The sequence below is a fragment of the Comamonas thiooxydans genome, from assembly GCF_002157685.2.
Classification (GTDB): Bacteria; Pseudomonadota; Gammaproteobacteria; order Burkholderiales; family Burkholderiaceae_C; genus Comamonas; species Comamonas testosteroni_H.
In genome coordinates this window covers 856,378-882,134 of record NZ_AP026738.1, presented here as the reverse complement: position 1 = coordinate 882,134, position 25,757 = coordinate 856,378, and the positions used below count along the sequence as shown (strand labels likewise).

General features: G+C 62.4%; 24 protein-coding genes and 1 tRNA gene. 15 read left to right on the top strand and 10 right to left on the bottom strand.

What is annotated here, in order from left to right; translation table 11 throughout:
• Window positions 1-78 precede the first annotated feature (78 nt).
• The 6 genes from CTR2_RS04015 (at window position 79) to paeA (ending at window position 5,907) form a co-directional block, all read left to right on the top strand.
• Window positions 79-2,055 (top strand): PEP/pyruvate-binding domain-containing protein, encoded by a 1,977-nt coding sequence (locus tag CTR2_RS04015; RefSeq protein ID WP_087084988.1) that lies wholly within the window; start codon window positions 79-81, stop codon window positions 2,053-2,055.
• A gap of 9 nt (window positions 2,056-2,064) precedes the next feature.
• On the top strand, window positions 2,065-2,598 hold the full coding sequence (locus CTR2_RS04010; protein WP_087084989.1) for an SUKH-3 domain-containing protein: 534 nt from the start codon (window positions 2,065-2,067) through the stop codon (window positions 2,596-2,598).
• 31 nt (window positions 2,599-2,629) lie between these two features.
• The gene (gene prmC, locus CTR2_RS04005) at window positions 2,630-3,487 is read left to right on the top strand and encodes a peptide chain release factor N(5)-glutamine methyltransferase (protein ID WP_176391742.1); all 858 of its coding nucleotides are present in this window, start codon (window positions 2,630-2,632) and stop codon (window positions 3,485-3,487) included.
• Window positions 3,488-3,614: 127 nt separating this feature from the next.
• On the top strand, window positions 3,615-3,935 hold the full coding sequence (gene grxD, locus CTR2_RS04000; RefSeq protein WP_003058519.1) for a Grx4 family monothiol glutaredoxin: 321 nt from the start codon (window positions 3,615-3,617) through the stop codon (window positions 3,933-3,935).
• 33 nt (window positions 3,936-3,968) lie between these two features.
• On the top strand, window positions 3,969-4,427 hold the full coding sequence (locus tag CTR2_RS03995) for a ribonuclease HI family protein (RefSeq protein ID WP_087084991.1): 459 nt from the start codon (window positions 3,969-3,971) through the stop codon (window positions 4,425-4,427).
• A 97-nt stretch (window positions 4,428-4,524) separates the two neighbouring features.
• Window positions 4,525-5,907: a polyamine export protein PaeA gene (paeA, locus tag CTR2_RS03990; RefSeq protein WP_087084992.1), complete on the top strand. Its 1,383-nt coding sequence runs from the start codon at window positions 4,525-4,527 to the stop codon at window positions 5,905-5,907.
• A gap of 109 nt (window positions 5,908-6,016) precedes the next feature.
• Here the strand turns inward: paeA and CTR2_RS03985 are convergent, their stop codons facing one another.
• Entirely contained in the window at window positions 6,017-6,670 is a 654-nt protein-coding gene (locus tag CTR2_RS03985; protein WP_087084993.1) for a lytic transglycosylase domain-containing protein, read from the bottom strand.
• Window positions 6,671-6,682: 12 nt separating this feature from the next.
• Window positions 6,683-8,425 (bottom strand): proline--tRNA ligase, encoded by a 1,743-nt coding sequence (locus CTR2_RS03980; protein ID WP_087084994.1) that lies wholly within the window; start codon window positions 8,423-8,425, stop codon window positions 6,683-6,685.
• A gap of 94 nt (window positions 8,426-8,519) precedes the next feature.
• Between CTR2_RS03980 and CTR2_RS03975 the strand changes: the two genes are divergently transcribed.
• Window positions 8,520-9,224: an RNA pyrophosphohydrolase gene (locus CTR2_RS03975; RefSeq protein ID WP_087084995.1), complete on the top strand. Its 705-nt coding sequence runs from the start codon at window positions 8,520-8,522 to the stop codon at window positions 9,222-9,224.
• A 52-nt stretch (window positions 9,225-9,276) separates the two neighbouring features.
• On the opposite strand, the gene proB is transcribed toward CTR2_RS03975, so the two are convergent.
• The 4 genes from proB to rplU form a co-directional block, all read right to left on the bottom strand.
• Complete coding sequence (proB, locus tag CTR2_RS03970) at window positions 9,277-10,416, bottom strand: glutamate 5-kinase (protein WP_087084996.1); 1,140 nt, start codon at window positions 10,414-10,416, stop codon at window positions 9,277-9,279.
• A 110-nt stretch (window positions 10,417-10,526) separates the two neighbouring features.
• Window positions 10,527-11,642: an Obg family GTPase CgtA gene (gene cgtA, locus CTR2_RS03965; RefSeq protein ID WP_087084997.1), complete on the bottom strand. Its 1,116-nt coding sequence runs from the start codon at window positions 11,640-11,642 to the stop codon at window positions 10,527-10,529.
• Window positions 11,643-11,798: 156 nt separating this feature from the next.
• Window positions 11,799-12,056 (bottom strand): 50S ribosomal protein L27, encoded by a 258-nt coding sequence (gene rpmA / locus CTR2_RS03960; protein WP_003058534.1) that lies wholly within the window; start codon window positions 12,054-12,056, stop codon window positions 11,799-11,801.
• Window positions 12,057-12,072: 16 nt separating this feature from the next.
• The gene (rplU, locus tag CTR2_RS03955) at window positions 12,073-12,384 is read right to left on the bottom strand and encodes a 50S ribosomal protein L21 (protein WP_003058536.1); all 312 of its coding nucleotides are present in this window, start codon (window positions 12,382-12,384) and stop codon (window positions 12,073-12,075) included.
• A gap of 342 nt (window positions 12,385-12,726) precedes the next feature.
• On the opposite strand from rplU, the gene CTR2_RS03950 reads away from it, so the two are divergent.
• From CTR2_RS03950 to CTR2_RS03915, 8 genes are all read left to right on the top strand, one after another.
• Window positions 12,727-13,656 carry a polyprenyl synthetase family protein gene (locus tag CTR2_RS03950; protein WP_003062198.1) on the top strand — a complete coding sequence of 310 codons (930 nt, stop codon included), beginning with the start codon at window positions 12,727-12,729 and terminating at the stop codon, window positions 13,654-13,656.
• 39 nt (window positions 13,657-13,695) lie between these two features.
• A tRNA-Pro gene (locus CTR2_RS03945) sits at window positions 13,696-13,772 on the top strand.
• 137 nt (window positions 13,773-13,909) lie between these two features.
• Window positions 13,910-15,652 (top strand): type IV-A pilus assembly ATPase PilB, encoded by a 1,743-nt coding sequence (gene pilB, locus CTR2_RS03940; protein ID WP_087084998.1) that lies wholly within the window; start codon window positions 13,910-13,912, stop codon window positions 15,650-15,652.
• Window positions 15,653-15,676: 24 nt separating this feature from the next.
• A complete protein-coding gene (locus CTR2_RS03935; protein ID WP_087084999.1) occupies window positions 15,677-16,894 on the top strand; it encodes a type II secretion system F family protein in 1,218 nt (405 codons plus the stop codon).
• The gene (locus CTR2_RS03930; RefSeq protein ID WP_087085000.1) at window positions 16,894-17,763 is read left to right on the top strand and encodes a prepilin peptidase; all 870 of its coding nucleotides are present in this window, start codon (window positions 16,894-16,896) and stop codon (window positions 17,761-17,763) included. The genes CTR2_RS03935 and CTR2_RS03930 overlap by 1 nt, the downstream gene beginning before the upstream one ends.
• 3 nt (window positions 17,764-17,766) lie before the next feature.
• Complete coding sequence (gene coaE / locus CTR2_RS03925; RefSeq protein ID WP_087085001.1) at window positions 17,767-18,393, top strand: dephospho-CoA kinase; 627 nt, start codon at window positions 17,767-17,769, stop codon at window positions 18,391-18,393.
• 87 nt (window positions 18,394-18,480) lie between these two features.
• On the top strand, window positions 18,481-19,236 hold the full coding sequence (zapD, locus tag CTR2_RS03920) for a cell division protein ZapD (protein ID WP_087085002.1): 756 nt from the start codon (window positions 18,481-18,483) through the stop codon (window positions 19,234-19,236).
• 99 nt (window positions 19,237-19,335) lie between these two features.
• A complete protein-coding gene (locus CTR2_RS03915) occupies window positions 19,336-19,545 on the top strand; it encodes a DNA gyrase inhibitor YacG (RefSeq protein ID WP_034357520.1) in 210 nt (69 codons plus the stop codon).
• A gap of 117 nt (window positions 19,546-19,662) precedes the next feature.
• Here the strand turns inward: CTR2_RS03915 and CTR2_RS03910 are convergent, their stop codons facing one another.
• The 4 genes from CTR2_RS03910 to secA form a co-directional block, all read right to left on the bottom strand.
• The gene (locus tag CTR2_RS03910) at window positions 19,663-20,133 is read right to left on the bottom strand and encodes an NUDIX domain-containing protein (protein ID WP_087085003.1); all 471 of its coding nucleotides are present in this window, start codon (window positions 20,131-20,133) and stop codon (window positions 19,663-19,665) included.
• A 12-nt stretch (window positions 20,134-20,145) separates the two neighbouring features.
• Entirely contained in the window at window positions 20,146-21,081 is a 936-nt protein-coding gene (locus CTR2_RS03905) for an ATP-binding protein (RefSeq protein ID WP_034381627.1), read from the bottom strand.
• Between the two features lie 258 nt (window positions 21,082-21,339).
• A complete protein-coding gene (argJ, locus tag CTR2_RS03900; RefSeq protein WP_087085004.1) occupies window positions 21,340-22,569 on the bottom strand; it encodes a bifunctional glutamate N-acetyltransferase/amino-acid acetyltransferase ArgJ in 1,230 nt (409 codons plus the stop codon).
• Window positions 22,570-22,975: 406 nt separating this feature from the next.
• A complete protein-coding gene (gene secA / locus CTR2_RS03895) occupies window positions 22,976-25,738 on the bottom strand; it encodes a preprotein translocase subunit SecA (RefSeq protein ID WP_087085005.1) in 2,763 nt (920 codons plus the stop codon).
• Window positions 25,739-25,757: the final 19 nt, after the last annotated feature.

Sequence of the window (25,757 nt, the reverse complement as noted above, 5' to 3'; positions counted from 1 at the left end):
CGCAGACACCGGCCAGGCGGCAGCCGGCTCGAACCGGGTCCGTTCGGACGCTTCGCCAGAAATGGGGACAATCTCAAGATGACACAGCGCTTTTTGCCGGTTCTGGTTTCGGCCCTGCTCTCCAGTCTTTTGCTCGCATCGACCGCCACCCAGGCCCAGGCCTTGCGCAAGCCCTCGGCCTATGACTCGGGTGCGGGGCGCCCGGTCGACGCCAGCGGCAACCGCAACGCTCCTGCCGGCCTGCCGGCACTGACCAGCCGCGCCGATTTCGATCGCGTGGCCCGCATCTTCGACCCGGCCGGTGCCATGCCTCACGTGCTGTTCGTGATCGACCGCCACAGCAAGAACGCGCCGCTGCATTTCATCAACACGCCGCGCTACGCGTTTCACGAAGATTTTCTGCGTGCCAAAGGACTGCTGCAGGGCGGCAAGCCTGAGCTCAACCGCAATTACCGCGAGCCAGGCCGTCGCTTCATTCTCGGCACGCTGAGCTGGCAGCCCGTGCTCAAGGACTACAGCTACGAGTTCTGGGAGGGCGACCAGCTCACGCCCGAGCTGCTGCAAACCACGGCGGCCGCGCTGAAAACCGGCTTCTTCGCCCCTGTGCGCTTCAAGGCCAACTCCACGCAACAGGAGGCCGTGGCCCAGCAGGCCGGTGTTGCAGCGGTCACCCAGGCCCAGTTGCTGGGTGCCCAGACCTATCTGCCGCTGAACCAGGGCCTGGCCGTGGGCCGGCTGCGCATCCTGAACCAGGCCGAAGCCGTGAATGACCTCCAGCCCAGGGACATCGTGCTGTTGCGTGAAGTACCCATCAGCCTGCCGCCCGTGGCCGGCGTGGTGACGGAGCGCCCCTCCACGGTGCTGTCCCATGTCAATCTGCTGGCGCGCGGCTGGGGCATACCCAATGCCTATGTGCAAAAAGCGGCCGAGCAATACGCGGACTTCAACGGACGCTGGGTGCATATCGACGTGCAGCCCGCCAGCTTTGCGCTGCGCGCCGCCACGGCTGCCGAACAGCAGAGCGCGGAGCAGCTGGCACTGCGCCAGCCCGCCAAGGGCAGCAAGGTCTTGCTGCAGCCCGATCTGCGTCGCAGCGAACTGGTGCCGCTGACAGCCCTGCGCAGCGCGGATCGCCGCCGCTGCGGAGCCAAGGCGGCCAATCTGGGCGAGATCCAGTCCGCCCGCCTCGCGGACGTCAGCGTGCCCGATGGCTTTTGCATTCCATTTGCCGCCTATGCCGACTTCATGCGCGCCAACGGCCTGGCCGAGCGCATTGCCCGCATGCGCCAGCAGCCCGGTTTTGCGACGGATGCAGGCCTTCGAAAGCAGGCCCTGTCCGCGCTGCAGGCCGAAATCGAGCAATGGCCCATCAGCCCGGCCGCGGCCGATGGCTGGGCACAGCGCTGGTCCGGCCAGCTGGGCAGCCAGGGCGTGTTCGTGCGCAGCTCGTCCAGCTCCGAGGACCTGCCCAACTTCAGCGGAGCAGGCCTCTACACCACCGTGCCCAATGTGCGCAGCGGCACGGATCTGGCTGCCGCCGTGCGCAAGGTCTGGGCCTCGGTCTACAACTTCGAGGCCTGGGAAGCCAGGCAGGCAGCGGGCATTGACGACGCGCAGGTGATGATGTCGGTGTTTGTGCAAAAAGCCGTGGACTCCTCCGCATCGGGCGTGATGATCACCCGCGACCCCTTCGATGCCTCGCATCGCTACATGAGCTATATCGCCGCCAAGCGCGGCATCGGCATCCGCGTGGTCGAGGGCCGGCGGGTTGCAGAGCAGATCCTCTACTCCAGCCGCAGCAAGGCCGTGCAGGTGCTCAACCACTCCCAGGACGATGTGGCGCTGCAGCTAGATGCCAAGGGCGGCGTGCGTGAAGTGGCAGTGACTGCCGGCCGCGCCGTGCTCAGCGACGCACTGGTGCAGCGACTGGCCCGCGCCGGAGCCGGCATCAAGCAACGCTTTGGCGGCAAGGACCAGGACATCGAGTGGGCCGTGCAGGACGATCAGCTCATCATCCTGCAGGCGCGCCCCTTCATCTCGGCGCCCGGACGTTAAGAGTTCGCCATGCTGAAATTCGACTCACCTGTCGTGGTTGAGCTGCTGCAAGCCCAGGGCTGGACCCCGCAGCGAGAAGTCGCCATTCCCGCGCCCATCCTGAGCGCTCTGGACCGTCAGCCCCGACTGGCCGGCCATCCTGCCGTGGCTGCACTGCAGAACCTGGCGGGCTTGCACATCGGCCAGGTGGGCAAGGGCCGGGAATGCGCCAGCAGCGATATAGAGTTTGACTGGCTTGAAGCATATTTCACCGGGGAAGATGCGGACGATGCCCTGCTCTCCTGGGAACAGCGCCTGAACACCCGGCTGATAGCGCTTGCCGAAGTTCACCATGCCCACGGCCAGCTGCTGATGGCGGGCGATGGACGCTGCTTTTCCTGGTCCTTTGTAGGCATGTGCTTCGAGGGCCAGAATATTCAGCAGGCACTGGAGCATCTGCTGCTGGGAATACGTTCACGCCCCATGCTGGAGCCCGGCCAGTCGTCGACCCAGCTGTACGGCACGCTCTACAAGGCGGGCGACCCCGAGATATACCGCTACTGAATTTCTGAAGAAGATCGCCACCGGCCAAGCCATGACCGAATTCTCGCCCCCCTTTTTCTCCGTTGCCCAGGCCCTGCAGCAAGCCGCCCGCCAAGGCCTGGCGCGTGTCGATGCACAGATGCTACTGCTGCACCTGATGCAGCAGCCAGCGCATGCCCGCGCCTGGCTCATCACCCATGACGGCGATATGCTGAACGCCGAGCAGCAGGCCCGCTGGGCCCTGCTCTGCGCCCAGCGCCAGCAAGGCGCGCCCGTGGCCTATCTGACCGGAAGCAAGGAGTTCTACGGCCTGGATCTGGCCGTGGACAGCAGAGTGCTGGACCCGCGCCCCGATACCGAGACCCTGGTGGACTGGGCGCTGGAGCTCATGCCTGAAGGGCAGCCGGTTCGCGTCGTAGACCTGGGCACCGGCAGCGGCGCCATCGCCCTGGCCCTGCAAAGCCAGCGCCCCACAGCCCGGGTGCTCGCCGTGGACGCCAGCGCCGATGCCCTGGCCGTGGCCCGCAGCAACGCCGCCCGGCTCCAACTGCCCGTGCAGTTCGCCCATGGCAGCTGGCTGGAGCCTTTGGACGGGCAGGAGCCCGTCGATCTGATCGTCAGCAATCCGCCCTATATCCGCGCCGACGACCCGCACCTGGCGGCGCTGACCCACGAGCCGCTATCGGCCCTGGCCAGCGGCGCGGATGGGCTGGAGGACATACGCAGCATCATCGACCAGGCTCCGGCCCGCCTGAAAGACGGCGGCTGGCTGCTCTTCGAGCATGGCTGGGATCAGGCCGAAGACGTGGCCGGGCTGATGCGGGCTGCTGGCTTCGGGCAGGTACAGCACCGCCAAGACCTGGCCGGCATTGCGCGCTGCACGGGCGGCTGCCGGACCCACAAGACTTGATTTTCAGGACTGAGCCCCCAGATAAACAGGTAGCAAGATTTCCTCACAGCACCGCATTCCTTGCGGTCGGTGAAATAATCACAGACATCGCGGCTGGTACCGCCATTTCCAAAATCCGGAGCCCACTATGAGCAACACCCAACAACGCATCGACGACCTGGTCAAGAACAACGACATCCTGCTGTTCATGAAGGGCAACGCCAGCTTCCCTCAGTGCGGCTTCTCGGGCCGTGCCATCCAGATCCTCAAGGCCTGCGGCGTGGATGCCAAGTCCATCGCCACCGTGAACGTGCTGGAAGACCAGGAAATCCGCCAGGGCATCAAGGACTACAGCCAGTGGCCCACGATTCCCCAGCTCTACATCAAGGGCGAATTCATCGGTGGCTCGGACATCATGATGGAGATGTACGAATCGGGCGAGCTGCAGCAAGTGCTGGCCGCCAAGTAAGCCGCATCCCGTCTGCAAGCCACCGGCACCCCGGTGGCTTTTTTCATGCCGCCCCCCAAACCTGTTCCCCCTCACCACTGCAGCATCCATATCGATGGCAGTGCCCTGCCCAACCCCGGCCCCATGAGCCTGGGCGTGTTGCTGCAGCTGCCCGACGGCAGCCGCCATACGCTGTCGCAGAATCTGCACCGCAGCGGCTGCAACAACGAAGCCGAACTGCGCGCCCTGATGGCTGCCCTGAAGCTGGCACGCGATCTCGGCGCGCGCAGCCTGACCGTGCGCACCGACTCCCAGGTGCTGCTGGAGCAGCTCGGCCCGCCCACGGCCAAGCCGGCGCGGCCCATCGCCCGGCTCGCCACGCTGTTCGAGGCCGCCCGTGCGCAGATGCAGGGCTTTGACGAGCTGGTGCTGCAATGGGTGCCCAGGCACCGCAATACCGAGGCCGATGCACTGGCACGCATGGCCCATTCGGCAGCCGCGCTTCAGCCCTGAAGCCAGTACCGCTGCCTGCCACAGGCTTTATGTGGTCGAATAGAGACTCCTTGATAACCGGCCGCAGGCACGTCGACGTGCCGCAGCAGCCCTGCCTATGAGTGTGTCCCAAAGCCTTGCGGTGATTGTTCTGCTGATTCTGCTCAGCGCCTTTTTCTCTGTGGCGGAGATTTCTCTGGCCGCCTCGCGTCGCCTGCGCCTGCGCCAGATGGCCGACGACGGCAATGAGGGAGCCGAGCATGCGCTGCGCGTACAGGAGCAGCCGGGCGAATATTTCACCGTGGTGCAAGTGGGGCAGAATGCCGTCGCCATACTCGGCGGCATCGTCGGCGAGGGGGCGTTCAGCCCTGCGCTGACCGAGTTCTTTTCGATCTGGTTCTCGCCCAGCCTCTCGGCAACCCTCGGCTTCCTGCTCTCGTTTTTCATAGTCACCTCGGCCTTCATCCTGCTGGCCGACCTGTTGCCGCGCCGCATCAGCATGAACGAGCCCGAGCGCTACGTGGTGCGCGTGCTCGCCCCCATGCGCTGGTTTGTGGTGATCTTCAAGCCCGTCATCTGGTTCTACAACCTCGCGACCGACGCCTTGTTTCGCCTGCTGGGCCTGCCCGCCACGCGCGACGAGCGCATCACCAGCGACGACATCCTGGCCATGACCGAAGCGGGCACCAAGGCCGGCGTGCTGGCCGCCCGCGAGCAGCAGGTGATTGCCAATGTCTTCGAGCTGGACTCGCGCACCGTGGCCTCGGCCATGACCCAGCGCGACAGCGTGGCCTTTTTCTACCGCGACGACAGCGACGCCATCATTCGCGCCCGCATTGCCGAGGAGCCCTTCTCCACCTACCCAGTCTGCGACGGCGATATCGACCATGTGATCGGCTATGTAGACGCCAAGGACCTGTTCCAGCGCGCGCTCAACAACCAGCCGCTGTCACTCAGCGACGACAGCCTGATCCGCAAGGTGCTCATCGTGCCCGACCGCCTGACGCTGGCCGAGGTGCTGGAGCAGTTCCGCATGGTGCATGAAGACTTTGCCGTCATCGTCAACGAATACAGCCTGGTCGTGGGCGTGGTGACGCTCAACGACGTGATGAGCACGGTGATGGGCGATCTGGTCGGCCCGGCCGACGAGGAGCAGATCATCCGCCGCGACGAGCATTCCTGGCTGATCGACGGCATCACGCCCATCGAGGACGTGATGCGTGTGCTGCATCTGGACGATATGCCACATGACGACGAGTACGAAACGCTGGCCGGCTTTCTCATGGTCATGCTGCGCCGCGTACCGCGCCGCACCGATTCCGTTACCTGGGGCGGCTTCAAGTTCGAGGTGCTGGACGTGGACAGCTACCGCATCGACCAGGTCATGGTGACCCGTCTGCCCGAGCCGGCAGCGGAATCGGCCGCACCTTCGGCGGCCGCTGCGGCCAAGGTACAGGGCAGCGCGGCCCAGTCCCAGGCCGGCAAAAGCAGCCACTCCTGAATCAGGAGCCCCTGACGCTTGCCTTCAAAGGACTTCAGGTTATTTTCTTGATGAAACCAATAAAAAGAGAGCGCTAGGCGCTCTCTTTTTTCTGCATATCGCCACGGTATCAGACCGGCTGAGGCTCTTCCACCAGCCAGCGCCGCTGGGCGCCGAACACGGCATTCGGATACTGGGGCTGACCCCGGCTGCCGTTGTAGCGACCCAGCGCCATATAGGCATCGCCCTTTTCGCGATCCATGTAGTGGCGCAGGATCACGCAGCCAAAGCGCAGATTGGTCTGCATGTGGAACAGCTTGCCGATATCGCCGTCACCGATCAGCCGCATCCAGAACGGCATGATCTGCATATAGCCACGCGCACCCACGCTGGAGATGGCGTATTTGCGATAACCGCTCTCCACCTGGATCAGGCCCATGACCATGGACACATCGAGACCCGCGCGTTTGGACTCGTACCAGACGGTCTGCAGGAACTCGCGCCGTGCCTGCAGATCGGGCTTGCGCTTGGCCAGCTTGTCGCTGCTGGCGACCAGCCAGCGCAGATAGCTCATGCGCGCCTCGGTGGAAGTGAACTCCAGCTCGGGCGGAGCCCCAGAGCCGGCCACCGCTGCACTCAGAGCCGTACGTACCGAATCCGCCAGCGGCTCCTCCAACTGACCGCCCGCCCATGCGGTGTGCGGCAGCAGCCAGCCCGCCGATGGAACGGCCAGCGAGGCTGCGGCAGTCAGGCAGTGGCGGCGGCTGAGGAGGATTTCTGGCATTGAAACAGCAGCTTACAGGCCCAGGCGGCTCTTGAGGTGACCCAGCACCTCATTCGTCGCCAGCTTCGTGGCTTCCGTGTCACGGCGCTGCTGGTACTCGACCACGCCTTCCTTCAGGCCACGGTCGCCCAGCACCACGCGGTGGGGCACGCCGATCAGCTCCCAGTCGGCCAGCATGGCACCGGGGCGCTCGTCGCGGTCGTCGAGGATCACGTCCACGCCCAGTGCCAGCAGCTCGCCATAGAGCTTCTCTGCCTCGGTCTTCACGGCCTCGCTGCGACCCATGCCGATGGGGCAGATCACCACGGTGAACGGCGCAATCGCATCGGGCCAGATCATGCCGCGCTCGTCGTGGTTCTGCTCCACGGCAGCAGCGGGCAGGCGGGTCACGCCAATGCCGTAGCAACCCATTTCGAAGTGCTGTGGCTTGCCGTTGTCGCCGAGGAAAGTGGCTTCCATGGCCTTGGAGTACTTGGTGCCCAGATAGAACACATGGCCGATCTCGATGCCGCGCTCGATCGCCAGCTCGCCCGCGCCGTCGGGCGAACGGTCGCCAGCCACCACATTGCGCAGATCCGCCACCACGGCGGGCTCGGGCAGGTCGCGGCCGAAGTTCACGCCGGTGATGTGGAAATCTTCCTCGTTGGCACCGCAGACCCAGTCGGCCATCACGGCCACGTCGCGGTCCACCACGATGTTCACGGGCTTCTTGAGGCCGATGGGGCCCAGATAACCGGGCTTGGCACCGAAGTGCTCCTCAATCTCGCCTACGGTCGCGAAACGGAAGCCCGCCAGGCCTTCAACCTTGCCGACCTTGATCTCGTTCATCTCGTGATCGCCGCGCAGCAGCAGCAGCCACACTTGCGACTTGACGATCAGACCCTTGTCGTCGAGCTCGTCCGTGGCCAGCACCAGCGACTTCACTGTCTGCGCCAGGGGCAGGCCGAGCTGCTCGGCCACGGCTTCGCAGGTGCTGTTGCCGGGTGTGGCGACCTTTTGCATGGCCTGGGCGGCGGCAGGACGAGCCTGGGTGGGCGCCAGGCTCTCGGCCTTCTCGATATTGGCAGCGTAGTCGCTGTTCGGGCAGTAGACGATGGCGTCCTCGCCCGTGGAAGCGATGACCTGGAACTCTTCGCTCAGATCGCCGCCGATGGCGCCCGAGTCGGCACGCACGGCGCGGTACTGCAGGCCGAAGCGGTCGAAGATGCGCTTGTAGGCTTCGCGCATGGTCTGGTAGCTGATCTGGGCCGCATCGCGATCCTTGTCGAAGGAATAGGCGTCCTTCATGATGAACTCGCGACCGCGCATCAGGCCGAAGCGGGGACGGCGCTCGTCGCGGAACTTGGTCTGGATCTGGTAGAGGTTCTTGGGCAGCTGCTTGTAGCTCTTGAACTCCTGGCGCGCGATATCGGTGACCACCTCTTCGGAAGTGGGCTGGATCACGAAATCACGGCCATGGCGATCCTGGATACGCAGCAGCTCGGGGCCCATCTTCTCGAAACGGCCGGTTTCCTGCCACAGCTCGGCAGGCTGCACCACGGGCATGGTGGTTTCGATGGCGCCTGCGCGGTTCATTTCCTCGCGCACGATGGCCTCGACCTTGCGGATCACGCGCAGGCCCATGGGCATGTAGTTGTAAATGCCAGCACCCAGCTTTTTGATCATGCCAGCCCGCATCATGAGCTTGTGGCTGACCACTTCGGCGTCGGCCGGAGCTTCTTTCAGGGTGGAGATGAGAAATTGGGAGGCTTTCATGGAACTGGCAATTCAGTGGAAATAGGCATGGCCCGCTTGTCGATCACAAGGGGCCATGCATAATGAACACAATTCAAAAATTTGGGGTTTGATTATGCTTGACCGGGACGGATTTCGCCCGAACGTCGGCATCATCCTGCTCAACCAAAGAAACCAGGTGTTCTGGGGAAAACGCATTCGCACCCACAGCTGGCAGTTTCCGCAAGGTGGCATTGATCGGGGTGAGACACCCGAGCAAGCCATGTTCCGCGAGCTGCACGAGGAAGTGGGGCTGAAGCCCAATCACGTTCGCGTGGTTGCCCGCACCAGGGACTGGTTGCGCTACGAGGTGCCAGACAGGTACATCCGCCGCGACGCGCGCGGGCATTACAAAGGCCAGAAGCAGATATGGTTTTTGCTTCAACTGGTCGGGCATGACTGGGACTTGAACCTGCGTGCCACCGACCACCCTGAGTTCGATGCCTGGCGCTGGAATGACTACTGGGTTCCTCTGGATGTGGTGGTCGAATTCAAACGCGGCGTCTATGAAATGGCGCTGACCGAGCTGGCGCGCTTTCTGCCGCGCGGCGAGCAGCAGCGCAACCGCTATCTGCGCAGCGGCATGCGGCCGCGCGATCAGGAGGCAGGCCAGGCCACCGGCGGCACTCCCCATCCGGGGCAGCACCATCAGGTCATGTACCCTGCCCGCACAGGGAGCTTTCGCATCAACCCCGGCATAGAGCTGCCGCCCGGCGCCAGTTTTGACCCGGACCCGCAGACCGGCATAGACAATCCGCCCGATCACAAGCCTCTGCAATGAAAAAAGCCGTAATGCCTCACAGCATTACGGCTTTTTTGGTGACGGCTGGTGCTCAGTGCCCTGCCACCACCATATTGTCGCGGTGCATCATTTCGGGACCTGCCGAGTAGCCCAACAGTGATTCAATCTCCGAGGAGCTCTTGCGGCACAGCAGCCGCGCTTCGGCGCTGGCATAGCTGGCCAAGCCACGGGCGATCTCGACGCCGTCCTCATCACGCACGGCAATCACTTCGCCGCGCGAAAAGTCGCCCTCCACGGCGATCATGCCGATGGGCAGCAGGCTCTTGCCTTCATCACGCAGCTTGGAGACGGCACCCGCATCCACGGTCACCGAGCCGCGCAGCTGCAGATGGTCGGCAATCCACTGCTTGCGCGCCTGCATCTTATGCGTGTTGGCAACCAGCAGCGTGCCTATGGACTCGCCACGCGTCAGGCGCAGCAGCACGTCTTTCTCACGCCCCCAGGCGATCACGGTGGAAGCACCGGAGCCCGCCGCACGCTTGGCCGCCAAAATCTTGGTGATCATGCCGCCCGTACCAATGGACAGGCCCGCTCCGCCGGCCATCGCTTCCAGCTCGGGGTTGCCGGCTTCGGCCACGTCGATGAACCTGGCATCGGGATTCTTGCGCGGATCGGCGCTATAGAGGCCGCGCTGATCGGTCAGTATGACCAGGGCATCGGCCTCGACCAGATTGGCCACCAGCGCGCCCAGGGTGTCGTTGTCGCCGAAGCGGATCTCATCGATCACCACCGTGTCGTTCTCGTTGATGACGGGCACCACGCCCAGCTGCAGCAGCGTCAGCAGCGTGGTGCGGGCGTTCAGATAGCGCTCGCGATCAGCCAGATCCGCATGGGTCAGCAGCACCTGGGCACTGGGCACGCCTTCGCCGCGCAGCTTGGTCTCGTACATCTGGGCCAGCCCCATCTGACCGACGGCAGCAGCGGCCTGCAGCTCATGCACCTCGGTCGGACGCGTGGCCCAGCCAAGTCGCTTCATGCCTTCGGCAATGGCGCCGCTGGAAACCATGATGACTTCGCGCTTGACGCCGTCTTCACCATTCACCAAGGCCGCCAGCTGGCGGCTCCACTCTTCAATGGCGGCCTCATCCAGACCGCGACCTTCATTCGTAACCAGGCTGGAGCCGACTTTGACGACGATGCGACGGGCATCACGCAGCACATTGGAAGACATGAGAATTTACAGTGTTTTAGGCCTCTAACGCCTATGGATAAAGCGAAAGCAGCTATTAAATTCAAAGCAAAACAGCGCACCAAGTGCGCTGCTGGGTTATACCCTCTAGCTTATTCCGGATCGTAGGATGCGAAACGCGGATCGGTCATATCCAGACCAGAATCCTCGCCTCCCGCAAAGCGAGGGTCAACTTCCTTGGGAGCCTGCTCCGCGAGTTGCTGGTTGTGCACATGCTCGTAGATCTTGCGGATCAGCGGTTCGCAGCCTTCGCGGGTCAGCGCCGAGATCTCGTAGACCGGGCCCTTCCACTTGAAGCGCTTGACGAAGTCCTTGACCTTGGCTGCACGCTCTTCCACGGGAACCATGTCCAGCTTGTTGAGCACCAGCCAGCGTGGCTTGTCGTAGAGCTCGGCATCGTACTTCTTGAGCTCGGCCACGATGGCCCTGGCCTGCTCGACCGGGTCCACGCCTTCGTCGAACGGAGCAATGTCCACGATATGCAGCAACAGTCGGGTGCGCTGCAGATGGCGCAGGAACTGGTGACCCAGGCCCGCACCTTCGGAGGCGCCCTCGATCAGACCTGGGATGTCGGCCACCACAAAGCTCTGCTCGGCGGCCACGCGCACCACGCCCAGATTGGGATGCAAGGTGGTGAAGGGATAATCGGCAATCTTGGGACGGGCGTTGGAGACGGCCGTGATGAAAGTGGACTTGCCGGCATTGGGCATGCCCAGCAGGCCTACATCGGCCAGCACCTTGAGCTCCAGCTTGAGGTTGCGACGCTCGCCGGGATAGCCGGGCGTCTTCTGGCGCGGCGCCCGGTTGATGGCGCTCTTGAAACGCAGATTGCCGAAACCGCCGTCACCGCCCTTGGCGATGGTGATGACCTGGCCGGGCTCCAGCAGCTCGAACAGCACTTCGCCGGTATCCGCATCGCTGATGATGGTGCCCACGGGCATGTTCAGCGTGATGTCGTCACCGGCTGCACCGAACATGTCGGAGCCCATGCCGTGCTGACCACGCTTGGCCTCGTGGCGACGCGAATAGCGGTAATCCACCAGCGTGTTCAGGTTCACATCGGCCACGGCATACACATGACCGCCACGGCCGCCGTCGCCACCGTCGGGGCCGCCAAATTCCTTGTATTTTTCGTGCCGGAAAGACACGCAACCATTGCCGCCGTCACCGGCTGCAATGTCGATAAAAGCTTCGTCAACGAACTTCATGAGGCATCCAGTCTACAAAATCAGTGTGCACCAGAAGCCCCGGGCCACACCTGAGTGGTCTATTACCATGCCCCATCTGCCAGAAATCTGCTGCCTGGAGCCTTTTCAAACAACAAAGCCCCGACAAGTCGGGGCTTTGTTTGAGTCAAAGACGACTTATGCAGCCGTGATGTTGACTGTTTGCTTGGACAGAGCGCCCTTCACACCGAACGACACGTGGCCGTCAACCAGTGCAAACAGGGTGTGATCCTTGCCCACGCCAACGTTCTCACCGGGGTGGAACTTGGTGCCGCGCTGACGCACGATGATGGAACCAGCTGTCACCAGCTCGCCACCAAAGGCCTTCACGCCCAGCATTTTTGGCTTGGAATCACGTCCGTTACGCGTAGAGCCGCCGCCTTTTTTCTGTGCCATGACTTAGCTCCTAAAATTAAGCAGCGATTGCCACGATTTGCAGTTCGGTGAACTGCTGACGATGGCCTTGGCGCTTTTGATAGTGCTTACGACGGCGCATCTTGAAGATGTGCACCTTGTCGTGCTTGCCGTGAGCAACCACAGTTGCCTTTACAGATGCACCGGACACCAGGGGAGCACCAACCTTGATTTCAGCGCCGTTGCCGACGGCCAAAACTTGGTCGATCACGATTTCCTGGCCTACGTCCGCAGCAATCTGTTCTACCTTGATCTTTTCGCCAGCTGCAACGCGATACTGCTTGCCGCCGGTTTTTATGACTGCGTACATTGAAAACCTCTAAAGTCTGAGAGTTCCATGAAATGATTTCCACGGAGCCGGCAATTCTAGCACGCATGCATTTTCTCTGCTGCCATACCCCTAGGAAGCGCTTCAGCATCACCGCACGCAGCGACCGTGGCCGCGCGGGACGGATGTCAGGCACAGGTGTGCGGTGAGGCTTGCGCCTTGCGAGCGACGGCAATGTCGCGACCTTCGTTCACTTGAACGGGCTCTGAGGACACCACGCAAAACTTGGTTGCATCTTTCTATAATCGTGAGTCCACTTGGCGGTTCATCACCTTGACTACAGAAATTTCCACATCCAATCCGCTTGCCTTGATCGCAGATGACATGCGCGAAGTGGATATCGTCATTGCTCAGCGACTGACAACCAGCGTTCCCCTGATCGCACAGATCTCCCAATACATCATTGCCGCCGGCGGCAAGCGCCTGCGCCCGGCGCTGCTGCTGCTGATCGCCGGTGCCTTGGGCCACCAGGGCAAGAACAAATACATTCTGGCCGCCGTGGTGGAGCTGATCCACACGGCGACCTTGCTGCACGACGATGTGGTGGACGAGTCCACGCTGCGCCGCGGCAGGGCCACGGCCAACGAAACCTTTGGCAACCCCGCCAGTGTTCTGGTCGGAGACTTTCTGCACACCCGCTCCTTCCAGATGATGGTGGAAGTGGGCAGCATGCGCGTGCTGCAAATCCTGTCCGACGCCACCAACGTGATCGCAGAAGGCGAAGTCCAGCAGCTCATCAATACCCATGATGCTTCGCTGAACGAAGCCGGCTATCTGCACGTCATCCGCTCCAAGACCGCCCAGCTCTTCGAGGCCAGCGCCCAGTTGGCTGCCGTGCTGGCGGGTGCCACACCTGAAGTGGAGCAGGCCTGTGCCGCCTATGGCCAGGCCCTTGGAACGGCATTCCAGATCATTGACGATGTGCTGGACTACACAGGAAACACTCAGGAAATGGGCAAGAACCTGGGCGATGACCTGCGCGAAGGCAAATGCACCTTGCCCCTGATCGCCGCCATGCAGCGCGGCAGCGCCGAGCAGGCCGCCATCGTCCGCAACGCCATCGAACAAGGCTCTACGGATCAACTGGATGCCGTAGTGGAGATCGTGCGCAGCACCGGTGCCCTGGACGTCGCCCGAGCCGCCGCGCATGCGGAAGCCCAGCGAGCCATTGATGCACTGGCCTCGCTGCCAAGCAATGCATACACCGCAAGTTTGCTACAATTGGCCTCTCAGCTTTTGGAGCGCCGCACCTGAATCGCCAGGTGCACCACGGTGCTCGACAAACAAAGCCTGCGGGGTGTAGCTTAGCCTGGTAGAGCGCTACGTTCGGGACGTAGAGGCCGGAGGTTCGAATCCTCTCACCCCGACCAATCTCATTTTTGTCGCCGTTTCTTGCGCCATGTTCAATGACGCGGCATTGACGCATGCATGCGCGCCTGGCGGCCTGTCGTTTGTCACAACAAGAATGGTAGGATAGATCTTCTCCTCCCCTCCCAGACTTGGATACATGGCTGCTGCCGACACTCTGCAAAAGAACGCCCCTGCGCCCATTGCCATCCCGGGTTTAGGCAGGGCCCTGATTTCTGCAGGAAAGGTTTCACAGCAAGCTGCCGAGAACGCAGCCAAGAAAGCCGCCACAGGCAAGACGCCGTTCATCACCGAACTGAGCCAGTCCGGCGAGATCAGCGCGCTGGAAATTGCCGAAACCATTTCCATGATGTTCAGCACACCGCTGCTGGACCTCAACGCCATCGACGCCCAGCAGCTGCCGCGCGAGCTGCTGGACCCGAAAATCAGCAACGCCTATCGCGTGCTGGCACTCAGCAAGCGCGGCAACCGGCTCACCATTGCCACGGCAGACCCCACGCAGCAGGAAGCGGCCGAGCAGATCAAGTTCACCACCCAGCTGCTGGTGGACTGGGTGGTTGTCGAGGCCGACAAGCTGCAAAAGCTGGTCGAGCAGACCGGCAAGAGCGTCAGCGAATCCCTGGACTCCTATTCCAGCTCCGGAGACTTTGACTTCGACGACGTCAAGATCGAGGATGCCCCCGAGGAAAAAGACAATGCCATCGGCGCCGAGGTCGAGGATGCGCCGGTCGTCAAGTTTTTGCACAAGATGCTGCTGGACGCCTTCAATATGCGCGCGTCCGACCTGCACTTCGAGCCCTACGAACACAATTACCGCGTGCGCTTTCGTATCGACGGCGAGCTGCGCGAGATTGCCTCGCCCCCGATTGCGATCAAGGACAAGCTGGCTTCCCGCATCAAGGTGATCTCGCGCCTGGACATCTCGGAGAAACGCGTTCCGCAAGACGGCCGCATGAAGCTCAAGGTCGGCCCTGATCGCGTCATCGACTTTCGTGTCAGCACCTTGCCCACGCTGTTTGGCGAAAAGATCGTGATCCGTATTCTGGACCCGAGTTCGGCCAAGATGGGCATTGATGCCCTCGGCTACGAACCCGAGGAAAAAGAGCGCCTGCTCAAGGCCATCAACCGCCCCTACGGCATGATTCTGGTCACCGGCCCCACGGGCTCGGGCAAGACCGTGTCGCTCTATACCTGTCTGAACCTGCTCAACCAGCCGGGCGTGAACATTGCCACCGCCGAAGACCCTTCCGAAATCAACATGCCCGGCGTCAACCAGGTGAATGTGAATGAGAAGGCCGGCCTGACCTTTGCCGCTGCGCTCAAGTCCTTTCTGCGCCAGGATCCGGACATCATCATGGTCGGCGAAATCCGCGACCTGGAAACCGCCGACATCTCGATCAAGGCCGCCCAGACCGGGCACCTGGTGCTGTCCACGCTGCACACCAATGACGCTCCGACCACGCTGACGCGCATGCGCAATATGGGCATCGCCCCTTTCAATATTGCCTCCAGCGTGATTCTGATCACCGCCCAGCGTCTGGCGCGACGCCTGTGTGCGCAGTGCAAGGAGCCCGCCGACATACCGCACGACGCCCTGATCGATGCTGGCTACGATGAAGCCGAGCTCGACGGCAGCTGGGTCAGCTACAAGCCTGTCGGCTGCCCTGCCTGCAACAACGGCTACAAGGGACGCGTCGGTATCTATCAGGTGATGCCCATCAGCGAAGAGATTCAGCGCATCATCCTGCGTGACGGCAGCGCCCTGGAGATTGCCGCACAGGCCAAGGCCGAAGGAGTACGCTCTCTGCGCGGCTCGGGCCTGCATAAAGTCAAGCTGGGTCTGACCTCACTCGAAGAAGTGCTGGCGGTCACCAACGAATAAAACCAGTATCAGTGAGGGAACGCCATGGCAAGCGCAGCGTCCAAGGGAATCAAGGAATTTCTCTTTGAGTGGGAAGGCAAGGACCGCAACGGCAAGATCGTTCGCGGCGAGACTCGTGCCGGCGGAGAAAACCAGATCCAGGCCATGCTGCGCCGCCAGGGCGTGACTCCGTCCAAGATCAAGAAGCGCAGGACCCGCGGCGGCAGGAAGATCAAGCCCAAGGACATTGCGCTGTTCACGCGCCAGCTGGCCACCATGATGAAGGCCGGCGTGCCGCTGCTGCAGTCTTTCGACATCGTGGGCCGGGGCAATACCAACCCCAATGTCACCAAGCTGCTCAACGACATCCGCTCCGATGTGGAAACCGGCACCTCGCTGAGCGCTGCCTTTCGCAAGTTTCCGCTCTATTTCAACAGTCTCTACTGCAATCTGGTGGAGGCCGGCGAGGCCGCAGGTATTCTGGAATCGCTGCTGGACCGTCTTGCCACCTATATGGAGAAGACGGAAGCCATCAAGTCCAAGATCAAGTCGGCGCTGATGTACCCCACGTCGGTCATGATCGTGGCCTTTGTCGTGGTGGCCGTGATCATGATTTTCGTGATTCCGGCCTTCAAGGAGGTCTTCACCTCCTTTGGCGCCGACCTGCCTGCGCCCACGCTGCTGGTGATGGGCATCAGCGAGTATTTCGTCCAGTACTGGTGGCTGATCTTTGGCGTGCTGGGCGGCGGCATCTACTTCTTCATGCAGGCCTGGAAGCGCAACGAGCGAGTGCAGCAGTTCATGGACCGCACCATACTCAAGCTGCCCATCTTCGGCGTGCTGATCGAGAAGTCCTGTGTGGCCCGCTGGACACGTACGCTGTCCACCATGTTTGCTGCCGGCGTGCCGCTGGTCGAGGCACTGGACTCCGTGGGAGGCGCTTCGGGCAACTACCTCTATAAAAACGCCACCGACAGGATTCAGTCGGAAGTCTCCACGGGCACCAGCCTGACCGTGGCCATGGCCAATGCCAATATCTTCCCTTCCATGGTGCTGCAGATGTGTGCCATCGGCGAGGAATCGGGCGCCATCGACCATATGCTGGGCAAGGCAGCCGATTTCTATGAAAGCGAAGTCGACGAAATGGTGGCGGGCCTCTCCAGCCTGATGGAGCCCATCATCATCGTCTTCCTGGGTACCTTGATCGGCGGCATCGTGGTGTCCATGTATCTGCCTATCTTCAAGCTGGGTCAAGTGGTCTGATGATTTCCGAACTGGTGTTGAATGCCGCGGCCGGCGGCGTGCTGGGCTTGCTGATCGGCAGCTTTCTGAATGTGGTGATCCACCGCCTGCCGCTGATGATGGAGCAGGAATGGCATGCCGAAGGCGCGCAATGGGCCCAGGAACAGAAGGACAAGGGCGCCAGGATCGAGCTGCCGCCGGCCAAGCCTGCCATCACGCTGAGCCAGCCTCGTTCGCGCTGCCCGCATTGCGGCCATCAGATCGCCTGGTACGAGAACATCCCCGTGCTCAGCTATCTGTTTCTGCGCGGCCGCTGCGCCGATTGCAAAAAGCCCATCAGCCTGCGCTATCCCGTGGTCGAACTGGTCTGTGCCGCGCTGTTTGCCTTCTGTCTGGGCCGCGACGGCCTGACCGCCACCGGCTTTGCCTGGTGCGGCTTCAGCGCGGCGCTGCTGGCGCTTGCCTTGATAGACTGGGACACCACGTTCCTGCCGGACTCCATCACCCTGCCCCTGCTCTGGGCCGGCCTGATTGCCTCCGCACTGCAGTGGACCAGCGTGCCTCTGCATCAATCGCTGTGGGGCGCCGTCGCAGGCTATATATCACTATGGCTGATCTTCTGGGCCTTCAAGCTGGCAACGGGCAAGGAAGGCATGGGCTATGGCGACTTCAAGCTGTTTGCCGCGCTCGGCGCCTGGTTCGGCTGGCAGGCACTGGTGCCCATCATTCTCATGGCCTCGGTCGTGGGCGCCGTCATCGGCATTGCACTCAAGATCAACAGCAAGCTGCGCGAAGGTGGCTATGTACCCTTCGGCCCTTTTCTCGCCGGCGGCGGTTTCGTCAGCCTGATCTGGGGCCCGCAGGCGGTGCTCAGCTTTGCAGGCCTCTAAGCCATGAAAGTCGCACCTGAGCGCTCACCATTCAGACTGGGGCTGACGGGCGGCATCGGCAGCGGCAAAAGCACGGTGGCAGCCAGGCTGCAGGCATGCGGCGCAACGCTGATCGATGCCGACCATATCTCGCGCAGCCTGACGGCAGCTGGAGGCATGGCCCTACCCCTCATCGCTCAGGCTTTTGGTGCCGACCTGATCGACACGCAGGGCGCCCTCAACCGCGCCCGCATGCGCGAGCTGGTCTTTGCCGATCCCAGCGCGCGGCATCGCCTGGAAGCCATACTCCACCCCCTGATCGCCGAGCAGACCCGTCGGCAGCATGAAGCCGCCGTGGCGGCGGGCAGCAAGCTCATCGTGCACGACATTCCGCTGCTGGTCGAGTCCGGCCACTGGCGAACACGCCTGGATGGCGTGCTGGTCGTGGACTGCCGCGAGAGCACGCAGACAGCGCGCGTCATGGCGCGCAGCGCTCTCACACGCGAGGCCGTGCAGGCCATCATCGACGTCCAGGCCACGCGCGCGCAGCGCCTGGCAGCGGCCGACTGGGTCGTCTACAACGATGACGGCGTCACAATCGAAACTCTCCACGCATATACCGATCAAATCGCTGCATGGTTCGGGCTATGATGCAGGCCATGGCTTGGCCTGTGCGTGTGATCGCCGCATGTGCACGTTGACCGCTGATTCCTGTGCGCCCCGAGGAGCCCAGCAAACGTGATCCTGTACGAATATCCTTTTAACGAGCGTCTGAGAACTTATCTGCGCCTTGAGCAGCTGTATCGCCGTCTGCGCGAGCTGCTGACCCGCGCACATTCGGTCGATCATCATTTCGCCCTGATCACCATCTTCGAGATCATGGATGTGGCCTCGCGCAGCGACCTTCGGGCCGACGTCATCAAGGATCTGGAGCGCCAGAAGCACCTGCTGGACGTGCTGCGCGACAACCCCGATATTTCCCAGCACATGCTGCACCAGGTGGCGCGCCAGGTGGAAGGCTGCTTTGCCACCATCAATGCACAGACCGGCAAGACCGGCCAGGCGCTGACCGAGAACGAATGGCTGATGTCCATACGCAGCCGTGTGGGCATCCCCGGCGGCACCTGCAGCTTTGACCTGCCGGCCTATCACGCCTGGCAGAACCTCGATCCGCGCTACCGCCAGCGCGACCTCGAAGACTGGGCCGGCGAGCTGACCCCGCTGGGTCAGGCGCTCGAGTTGATCCTGCAGCTGCTGCGCGAAACCGGCATTCCCCAGCGCGTGGTGGCCGAGCAAGGCGTATTCCAGCAGGCCATGCCGGCCGGCCGCAGCTTCCAGCTGCTGCGCCTGCGCATAGACCCGCATCTGAATCTGGTGCCGGAGATCAGCGGCAACCGCCTGCTGGTATCGGTGCGCCTGCTCAAGCTGGCCCATGGCAGCAAGCCCCAGCCCAGCAATGACGACGCCACTTTCGAGCTCACGCTCTGCGCATAAGTCACCGGCAGTCTTCTCCTCCCGATTGAGCCGCACATTGCGGCTCAATGGCTTTCAGGGTCGGCCACCCGTGTTTTCCAGCTATGATACACCTACGCCATGAGCACTGACAAGCAATCCCCCACCATGGTGAAATGCCCGACCTGCGGCGGCCCCAGCGTTTTTTTGCCCAGCAACAAATTCCGCCCCTTCTGTAGCGAGCGTTGCCGCAATATCGACCTGGGCGCCTGGGGCAATGAAGAGTTCCGCGTTCCGGCTCAGACGCCTCCAGAAGATGCGCCGTTTGGCGATCCACGCACGGAAAACTAAGCGAGGCAGTAAAAAAAAGAGCGCCTTGCGCTTGGTATGTCTTGATTTCAGCTTGATTGACCAAGCAGATCGAGATTCAACCAGCGCAAGGCGCTCTTTATTTCAGAGCATACCGCTTCACTCCACGGGCTGCTGCGCCTCGTAATGGCTTTGATCAAAGACCAGGCCGCGCTCCTCGCTCAGCCATTGCAGCACAGGATAGGCGCCGGGCAGGACGGGGTGCACATCGAGCGGCAGTTGCTGCCAGGCCATCTGCTGGCCCTCGCGCATCTCGAAATCGCCCGTCCATTGCGTCACCTTGCACCAGTGCAGACGCACCAGCGCATGCGGGTAGTCATGTTCGGTCACCTTCCAGGCATGGGCCTGGCCAATGGTCACGCCCAGCTCTTCGATCAACTCGCGGCGCAAGGCCTGTTCCACGCTCTCGCCGGCCTCCAGCTTGCCGCCAGGAAACTCCCAGTAGCCCGCATACGGCTTGCCTGCAGGGCGGCTTGAAATCAGCAGCGCCCCATCGGATTCGCGCAACAGCACGCCCACGGCCACTTCCGTGTGCTTGCGCTGCGCCTGTGTTTCAGCAGTCACTTCCACAAAACTCTTTCTTCATTCCAGGTCTGCTTCTTCAGCCAGACCGTCCACATCTTCAATGCGCTTCTTGACCGTCACCGGACGCTCGTTGCGACCTGCGTAGTCGCGCGCGAACTGGTGGGCCACGCGGCCGCTGCGCGAGCCGCGCTCCAGCGCCCAGACCAGGGCTTCGGGCCTGGCCGCCTCGATGGTGGCCTGGTCCATGCCCAGAGCAGACAGCCACTGCGCCACCACGCGCAGATACTCGTCCTGGCTGAAGGGGTAGAAGCTCACCCAGAGACCGAAGCGCTCGGACAGGGAAATCTTTTCCTCCACCACCTCGCCGGGATGGATCTCGCCGTTCTCGCTTTTTTGCTGCGCCAGGTTGTCCGTCATGTACTCGGGCAGCAGATGGCGGCGATTGCTGGTGGCATAGACCAGCACATTCGGCGTGGCCGCGGAAACCGAGCCATCCAGCATGGACTTCATGGCCTTGTAGCCGGGCTCGCCCTCTTCAAAGCTCAGATCGTCGCAATAGATGATGAACTTCTCGCTGCGGCCGGCAACCACGTCGACGATGTCGGGCAGATCGGTCAGATCGGCCTTGTCCACCTCGATCAGACGCAGGCCCTGGGGCGCAAAGCTGTGCAGGCAGGCACGGATCAGCGAGGACTTGCCCGTGCCGCGCGCGCCCGTCAGCAGCACGTTGTTCGCCGTGCGACCGCTGACGAACTGCTCGGTATTGCGGGCAATCTTTTCCTTTTGCACGTCGATGTTCTGCAGATCGGACAACTGCATGGCGCCCACATGGCGCACGGGCTCCAGCACGCCGCAGCCGTTCGCGCGCTTGCGGTAGCGCCAGGCAATCGCCGCATCCCAGTCGGCAGGCGCCTGCAGGGGCTGGGGCAGCACGGACTCGATGCGCTGCATCAATTGCTCGGCCCGCTCGACCAGGCGCTCCAAAGGGTTCATCACATCTTGCACAAGCCAATCTCCATCTGTTTTTATAGCTGCCGGCGCTTGATATTGATTGGTTTCAGCACATAAAGCACTGAAAACCCAATACAGACAAGCGCTAGAAGCTTCTGAATTTGCAGCACCAGCAACGCTTAAAACTGGCACGCCCTAAGCCAGAGACAGCGAGCAAGCGCCGCCGCGCAGCGATGCTGTCGTCCCCCTCCGGCGCAAAGCGCCAGAGAGGGGGAAGCGGCAAAGCCGCTCAGGGGGTGACTAGGAACGATAATCCGCATTGATCGTCACATATTCGTGACTCAGATCGCAGGTCCACACCGTCTGTGCGGCATCGCCACGACCCAGCACCACGCGCACCACGATCTCCTGCTGCTTCATCACGCGCTGGCCGTCTTCTTCCTTGTAGGAAGGATTGCGGCCGCCGTCGACCACCACATGCACATCGTCCAGGTACAGATCGATCTTGGTCTGGTCCAGGTCGGCAATGCCGGCATAGCCCACAGCGGCCAGGATACGGCCCAGGTTGGGGTCGGAAGCAAAAAAGGCCGTCTTGACCAGGGGCGAGTGGGCAATGGAGTAAGCAACCAGGCGGCACTCTTCCTCATTCTTGCCGCCCTCGACCTTGACGCTGATGAACTTGGTGGCACCCTCGCCATCGCGAACAATCGCTTGCGCGAGTTTTTGCGCCACTTCCAGCAATGCGGCCTTGAGCTGCTCGCCTTCGGCGCTGGAGAGCGCCTTGATCTGGGCGTTGCCTGCCTTGTGGGTGGCGATCAGCACGAACGAGTCATTGGTGGAGGTGTCGCCATCAATGGTCACGCGGTTGAAGGAGCCGTCGGCCAGCTCCTTGACCAGAGGCTGCAGCAGCTCGGGTGCGATCGCCGCATCGGTAGCCAGAAAGCCCAGCATGGTCGCCATATTGGGGCGGATCATGCCCGCGCCCTTGCTGATGCCGGTGATGGCAACCGTCTTGCCGCCAATGCTGACGCTGCGGCTGAAGGCCTTGGGCAAGGTGTCGGTGGTCATGATGCCTTCGGCAGCCGTGGCCCAGTTATCAGCCTTGGCGGCAGCGATGGCCTTGGGCATGCCCGCCACGATGCGGTCAACAGGCAGCTCCTCCATGATCACGCCGGTGGAAAAAGGCAGGATCTGGCCCGCGTTCAGATCCAGCTCCTTGGCCAGAGCCGCGCAGGTGGCACGGGCATTGGCCAGACCGGCGGCGCCGGTGCCGGCATTGGCATTGCCGGTGTTGATGACCATGGCGCGGATGCCGGTGCCGGCCGCCAGATGCTCGCGGCAGATCTGCACGGGAGCGGCGCAGAAACGGTTCTGGGTAAACACGCCCGCCACCGAGGCGCCTTCGTCGAGCAGGAACACCGTCAGGTCCTTGCGATTGGCCTTGCGCACGCCGGCTTCGGTAACGCCAATGCGAACGCCATTGATCGCCAGCAGATCAGCGGCGACGGGAGCGGAAAGATTCACGGACATTTCTGTATGTTCCTAGAAAAGTGGAAAACACCCCCTGAGCCGCTGCGCGGCTTCCCCCTCTCTCGCCTAGCGGGAGGGGGACGACATCCTCGCTGCGGGACGGCTCTTGCTCGATGTCTCTCGCCTGGAGCACGCCACTGATTCACAGTCCGCGGGGCAAGTTCGGGCTGCAAGCAAAACGTTCCCCATTATCGGAACAATCAAGCCGACCTCAGGCTTTACTGGCATTGTCCGAGTAAAAAGCCAACGCACCAATGCAAACACGGGCCGAAGCCCGTGTTGTGATTACGCTCCGCCAAAGAGCTGGCCCAAGTCAGGGACGCCAAGCAAGAGCCGCCTCGCAGCGGGGCCGCCCAGGCGATGGCGTCGTCCCCCTCCGGGGGAAGCGGCAAAGCCGCTCAGGGGGTTACGACAGCTTGCCGTGGCAAAGCTTGAACTTCTTGCCGCTGCCGCAAGGGCAAGGGTCGTTGCGGCCCACATGCACGCCCTCGGGCATGGCCAGAGGCTCCTCGGCCAGCATCACGTCGTCCTCTATGCTCATGCCTTCGGTTTCCGAGGGCGAGGCATAGCTCATGTGCTCCAGGCTCTGCGCACCGCGCTCGTTCATGGCGACGGCGGCTTCGTCCATCTCCTCGCGCGAGCGGACCTGGACCGTCATCAGCACGCGGGTGACTTCGGTCTTGACCTGATCGATCAGCTGGCGGAACAGCTCGAAAGCCTCGCGCTTGTATTCCTGCTTGGGCTGCTTCTGGGCATAGCCGCGCAGGTGAATGCCCTGGCGCAGATAGTCCAGCGCGGCCAGGTGATCGCGCCAGTTGGTGTCGAAGCTCTGCAGCAGCACGGCGCGCTGGAATTGCGTGAAGTTCTCCTGGCCGATCAGGGCCACCTTGGCGTCGAACAGATCGTGGGCCGCCTTGACAACCTTCTCCAGAATGTCTTCGTCGGTGATGGATTCGGAACCCGCCACGTCCTGCTGCAAGGAAAGATCGATCTGCCACTCGCTGGCCAGCGCCTTCTCCAGGCCGGGCACATCCCACTGCTCTTCCATGGACTCGGCCGGCACGTACTGACGCACCAGGTCGGTGATCACGTCCTCGCGCATGGCGGCCAGCATGCCGTTCAGGTCTGTGGAATCCAGAATGTCGTTGCGCTGCTGGTAGATCACCTTGCGCTGGTCGTTGGCCACGTCGTCATATTCGAGCAGTTGCTTGCGCATGTCGAAGTTGCGTGCTTCGACCTTGCGCTGCGCCGACTCGATGGAGCGGGTCACGATGCCGGCCTCGATGGCTTCGCCTTCGGGCATCTTCAGGCGGTCCATGATGGCCTTGACTCGGTCGCCCGCGAAGATGCGCATCAGCTGGTCGTCCAGGCTCAGATAGAAGCGCGAGGAACCGGGGTCACCCTGGCGGCCCGAGCGACCACGCAGCTGGTTGTCGATACGGCGCGACTCATGACGCTCGGTGGCAATGATGCGCAGACCGCCCAGCGCCACGATCTTGTCGTGGGCCACTTGCCAGTCGGCACGCAGCTGCTCAATCTGCTGCTGGCGTTCGGTCTCGCTGAGTGCCTCGTTGCTCTCGATGGCCTTGAGCTGCTTGTCGATATTGCCGCCCAGCACGATGTCGGTACCACGGCCGGCCATATTGGTGGCGATGGTGATCATGCCTTCGCTGCCCGCCTGGGCAATGATGTCGGCCTCGCGCTCATGCTGCTTGGCGTTGAGCACCTGATGGGGCAACTTTTCGCGCGTCAGCAGCTGGTCGATGATTTCGGAGTTCTCGATCGAGGTCGTGCCGACCAGCACGGGCTGGCCGCGCTCGTAGCACTCGCGGATGTCCTTGATCGCCGCGTCGTACTTTTCCTTGGTGGTCTTGTAAACGCGATCGAGCTGATCCTGGCGCTTGCTGGGCTTGTTGGGCGGCACCACCACGGTTTCCAGGCCATAGATTTCCTGGAATTCGTAGGCTTCGGTGTCGGCCGTTCCTGTCATGCCCGACAGCTTCTTGTAGAGACGGAAGTAGTTCTGGAAGGTGATCGAGGCCATGGTCTGGTTCTCGGCCTGGATGGCCACACCTTCCTTGGCTTCCACCGCCTGGTGCAGGCCATCGCTCCAGCGACGACCGGCCATCAGACGGCCGGTGAACTCGTCCACGATCACGATTTCGTCGTTCTGCACCACATAGTGCTGGTCGCGGAAGTACAGCTGGTTGGCACGCAGTGCGGCGTACAGATGGTGCACCAGAGAGATATTGGAGGGATCGTACAGGGACGAGCCTTCGGCGATCAGGCCGGCATGGCTCAGCAGGCGCTCGGCCGCTTCATAGCCTTGATCGGTCAAGTAGACCTGATGGGATTTCTCATCGACCGTGAAATCGCCGGGCTTGGTCACGCCTTCGCCCGTGCGGGGATCGGCTTCGCCTTCCTGACGCACCAGATTCGGCACGATCTGGTTCATGGCCACGTACATGGCCGTGTGATCTTCGGCCGGCCCGGAGATGATCAGCGGAGTGCGCGCCTCGTCGATCAGGATGGAGTCCACCTCGTCGACGATGGCGTAGTTCAGCACGCGCTGCACGCGGTCGCCGGGCTCGTACACCATGTTGTCGCGCAGGTAGTCGAAGCCGTATTCGTTGTTCGTGCCGTAGGTGATGTCGGAGTTGTATGCCTGCTGCTTTTGTTCACGCGACAGATTGGGCAGGTTGATGCCCACCGACAGGCCGAGGAAGTTGTAGAGGCGGGCCATGGTCATGGCATCGCGGTTGGCCAGGTAATCGTTGACGGTCACCACATGCACGCCCTCGCCCGACAGGGCATTGAGGTACACGGGCAGCGTCGCGGTCAGCGTCTTGCCTTCTCCGGTGCGCATTTCGGCAATCTTGCCGTAATGCAGCGCCATGGCGCCCAGCATCTGCACGTCGAAGTGACGCATCTTCATGACGCGCTTGGAGCCTTCACGCACTACGGCAAAGGCTTCGGGCAACAACTCGTCCAGCGCCTCGCCCTTGGCAACGCGGTCCTTGAACTCCTGCGTCTTGGCGCGCAATGCCTCATCGCTGAGCTTTTCGTACTCAGGCTCCATCGCATTGATGCGAGCGACTGTTTTACGGTATTGCTTGAGCAACCGGTCATTGCGGCTGCCGAACAGTTTGGTGAGGAAATTGGTGGCCATGCGTGCGAAGGCACATTGC

What these genes read in the sequence shown, in the direction of transcription:
- CTR2_RS04015 (WP_087084988.1), top strand. Translation starts at nt 79, where the DNA reads ATGACACAGCGCTTTTTGCCGGTTCTGGTTTCGGCCCTGCTCTCCAGT.
- CTR2_RS04010 (WP_087084989.1), top strand. Translation starts at nt 2,065, where the DNA reads ATGCTGAAATTCGACTCACCTGTCGTGGTTGAGCTGCTGCAAGCCCAG.
- prmC (WP_176391742.1), top strand. Translation starts at nt 2,630, where the DNA reads ATGACCGAATTCTCGCCCCCCTTTTTCTCCGTTGCCCAGGCCCTGCAG.
- grxD (WP_003058519.1), top strand. Translation starts at nt 3,615, where the DNA reads ATGAGCAACACCCAACAACGCATCGACGACCTGGTCAAGAACAACGAC.
- paeA (WP_087084992.1), top strand. Translation starts at nt 4,525, where the DNA reads ATGAGTGTGTCCCAAAGCCTTGCGGTGATTGTTCTGCTGATTCTGCTC.
- CTR2_RS03985 (WP_087084993.1), bottom strand. Translation starts at nt 6,670, where the DNA reads ATGCCAGAAATCCTCCTCAGCCGCCGCCACTGCCTGACTGCCGCAGCC.
- CTR2_RS03980 (WP_087084994.1), bottom strand. Translation starts at nt 8,425, where the DNA reads ATGAAAGCCTCCCAATTTCTCATCTCCACCCTGAAAGAAGCTCCGGCC.
- CTR2_RS03975 (WP_087084995.1), top strand. Translation starts at nt 8,520, where the DNA reads ATGCTTGACCGGGACGGATTTCGCCCGAACGTCGGCATCATCCTGCTC.
- proB (WP_087084996.1), bottom strand. Translation starts at nt 10,416, where the DNA reads ATGTCTTCCAATGTGCTGCGTGATGCCCGTCGCATCGTCGTCAAAGTC.
- cgtA (WP_087084997.1), bottom strand. Translation starts at nt 11,642, where the DNA reads ATGAAGTTCGTTGACGAAGCTTTTATCGACATTGCAGCCGGTGACGGC.
- rpmA (WP_003058534.1), bottom strand. Translation starts at nt 12,056, where the DNA reads ATGGCACAGAAAAAAGGCGGCGGCTCTACGCGTAACGGACGTGATTCC.
- rplU (WP_003058536.1), bottom strand. Translation starts at nt 12,384, where the DNA reads ATGTACGCAGTCATAAAAACCGGCGGCAAGCAGTATCGCGTTGCAGCT.
- CTR2_RS03950 (WP_003062198.1), top strand. Translation starts at nt 12,727, where the DNA reads ATGCGCGAAGTGGATATCGTCATTGCTCAGCGACTGACAACCAGCGTT.
- pilB (WP_087084998.1), top strand. Translation starts at nt 13,910, where the DNA reads ATGGCTGCTGCCGACACTCTGCAAAAGAACGCCCCTGCGCCCATTGCC.
- CTR2_RS03935 (WP_087084999.1), top strand. Translation starts at nt 15,677, where the DNA reads ATGGCAAGCGCAGCGTCCAAGGGAATCAAGGAATTTCTCTTTGAGTGG.
- CTR2_RS03930 (WP_087085000.1), top strand. Translation starts at nt 16,894, where the DNA reads ATGATTTCCGAACTGGTGTTGAATGCCGCGGCCGGCGGCGTGCTGGGC.
- coaE (WP_087085001.1), top strand. Translation starts at nt 17,767, where the DNA reads ATGAAAGTCGCACCTGAGCGCTCACCATTCAGACTGGGGCTGACGGGC.
- CTR2_RS03915 (WP_034357520.1), top strand. Translation starts at nt 19,336, where the DNA reads ATGAGCACTGACAAGCAATCCCCCACCATGGTGAAATGCCCGACCTGC.
- CTR2_RS03905 (WP_034381627.1), bottom strand. Translation starts at nt 21,081, where the DNA reads ATGAACCCTTTGGAGCGCCTGGTCGAGCGGGCCGAGCAATTGATGCAG.
- argJ (WP_087085004.1), bottom strand. Translation starts at nt 22,569, where the DNA reads ATGTCCGTGAATCTTTCCGCTCCCGTCGCCGCTGATCTGCTGGCGATC.
- secA (WP_087085005.1), bottom strand. Translation starts at nt 25,738, where the DNA reads ATGGCCACCAATTTCCTCACCAAACTGTTCGGCAGCCGCAATGACCGG.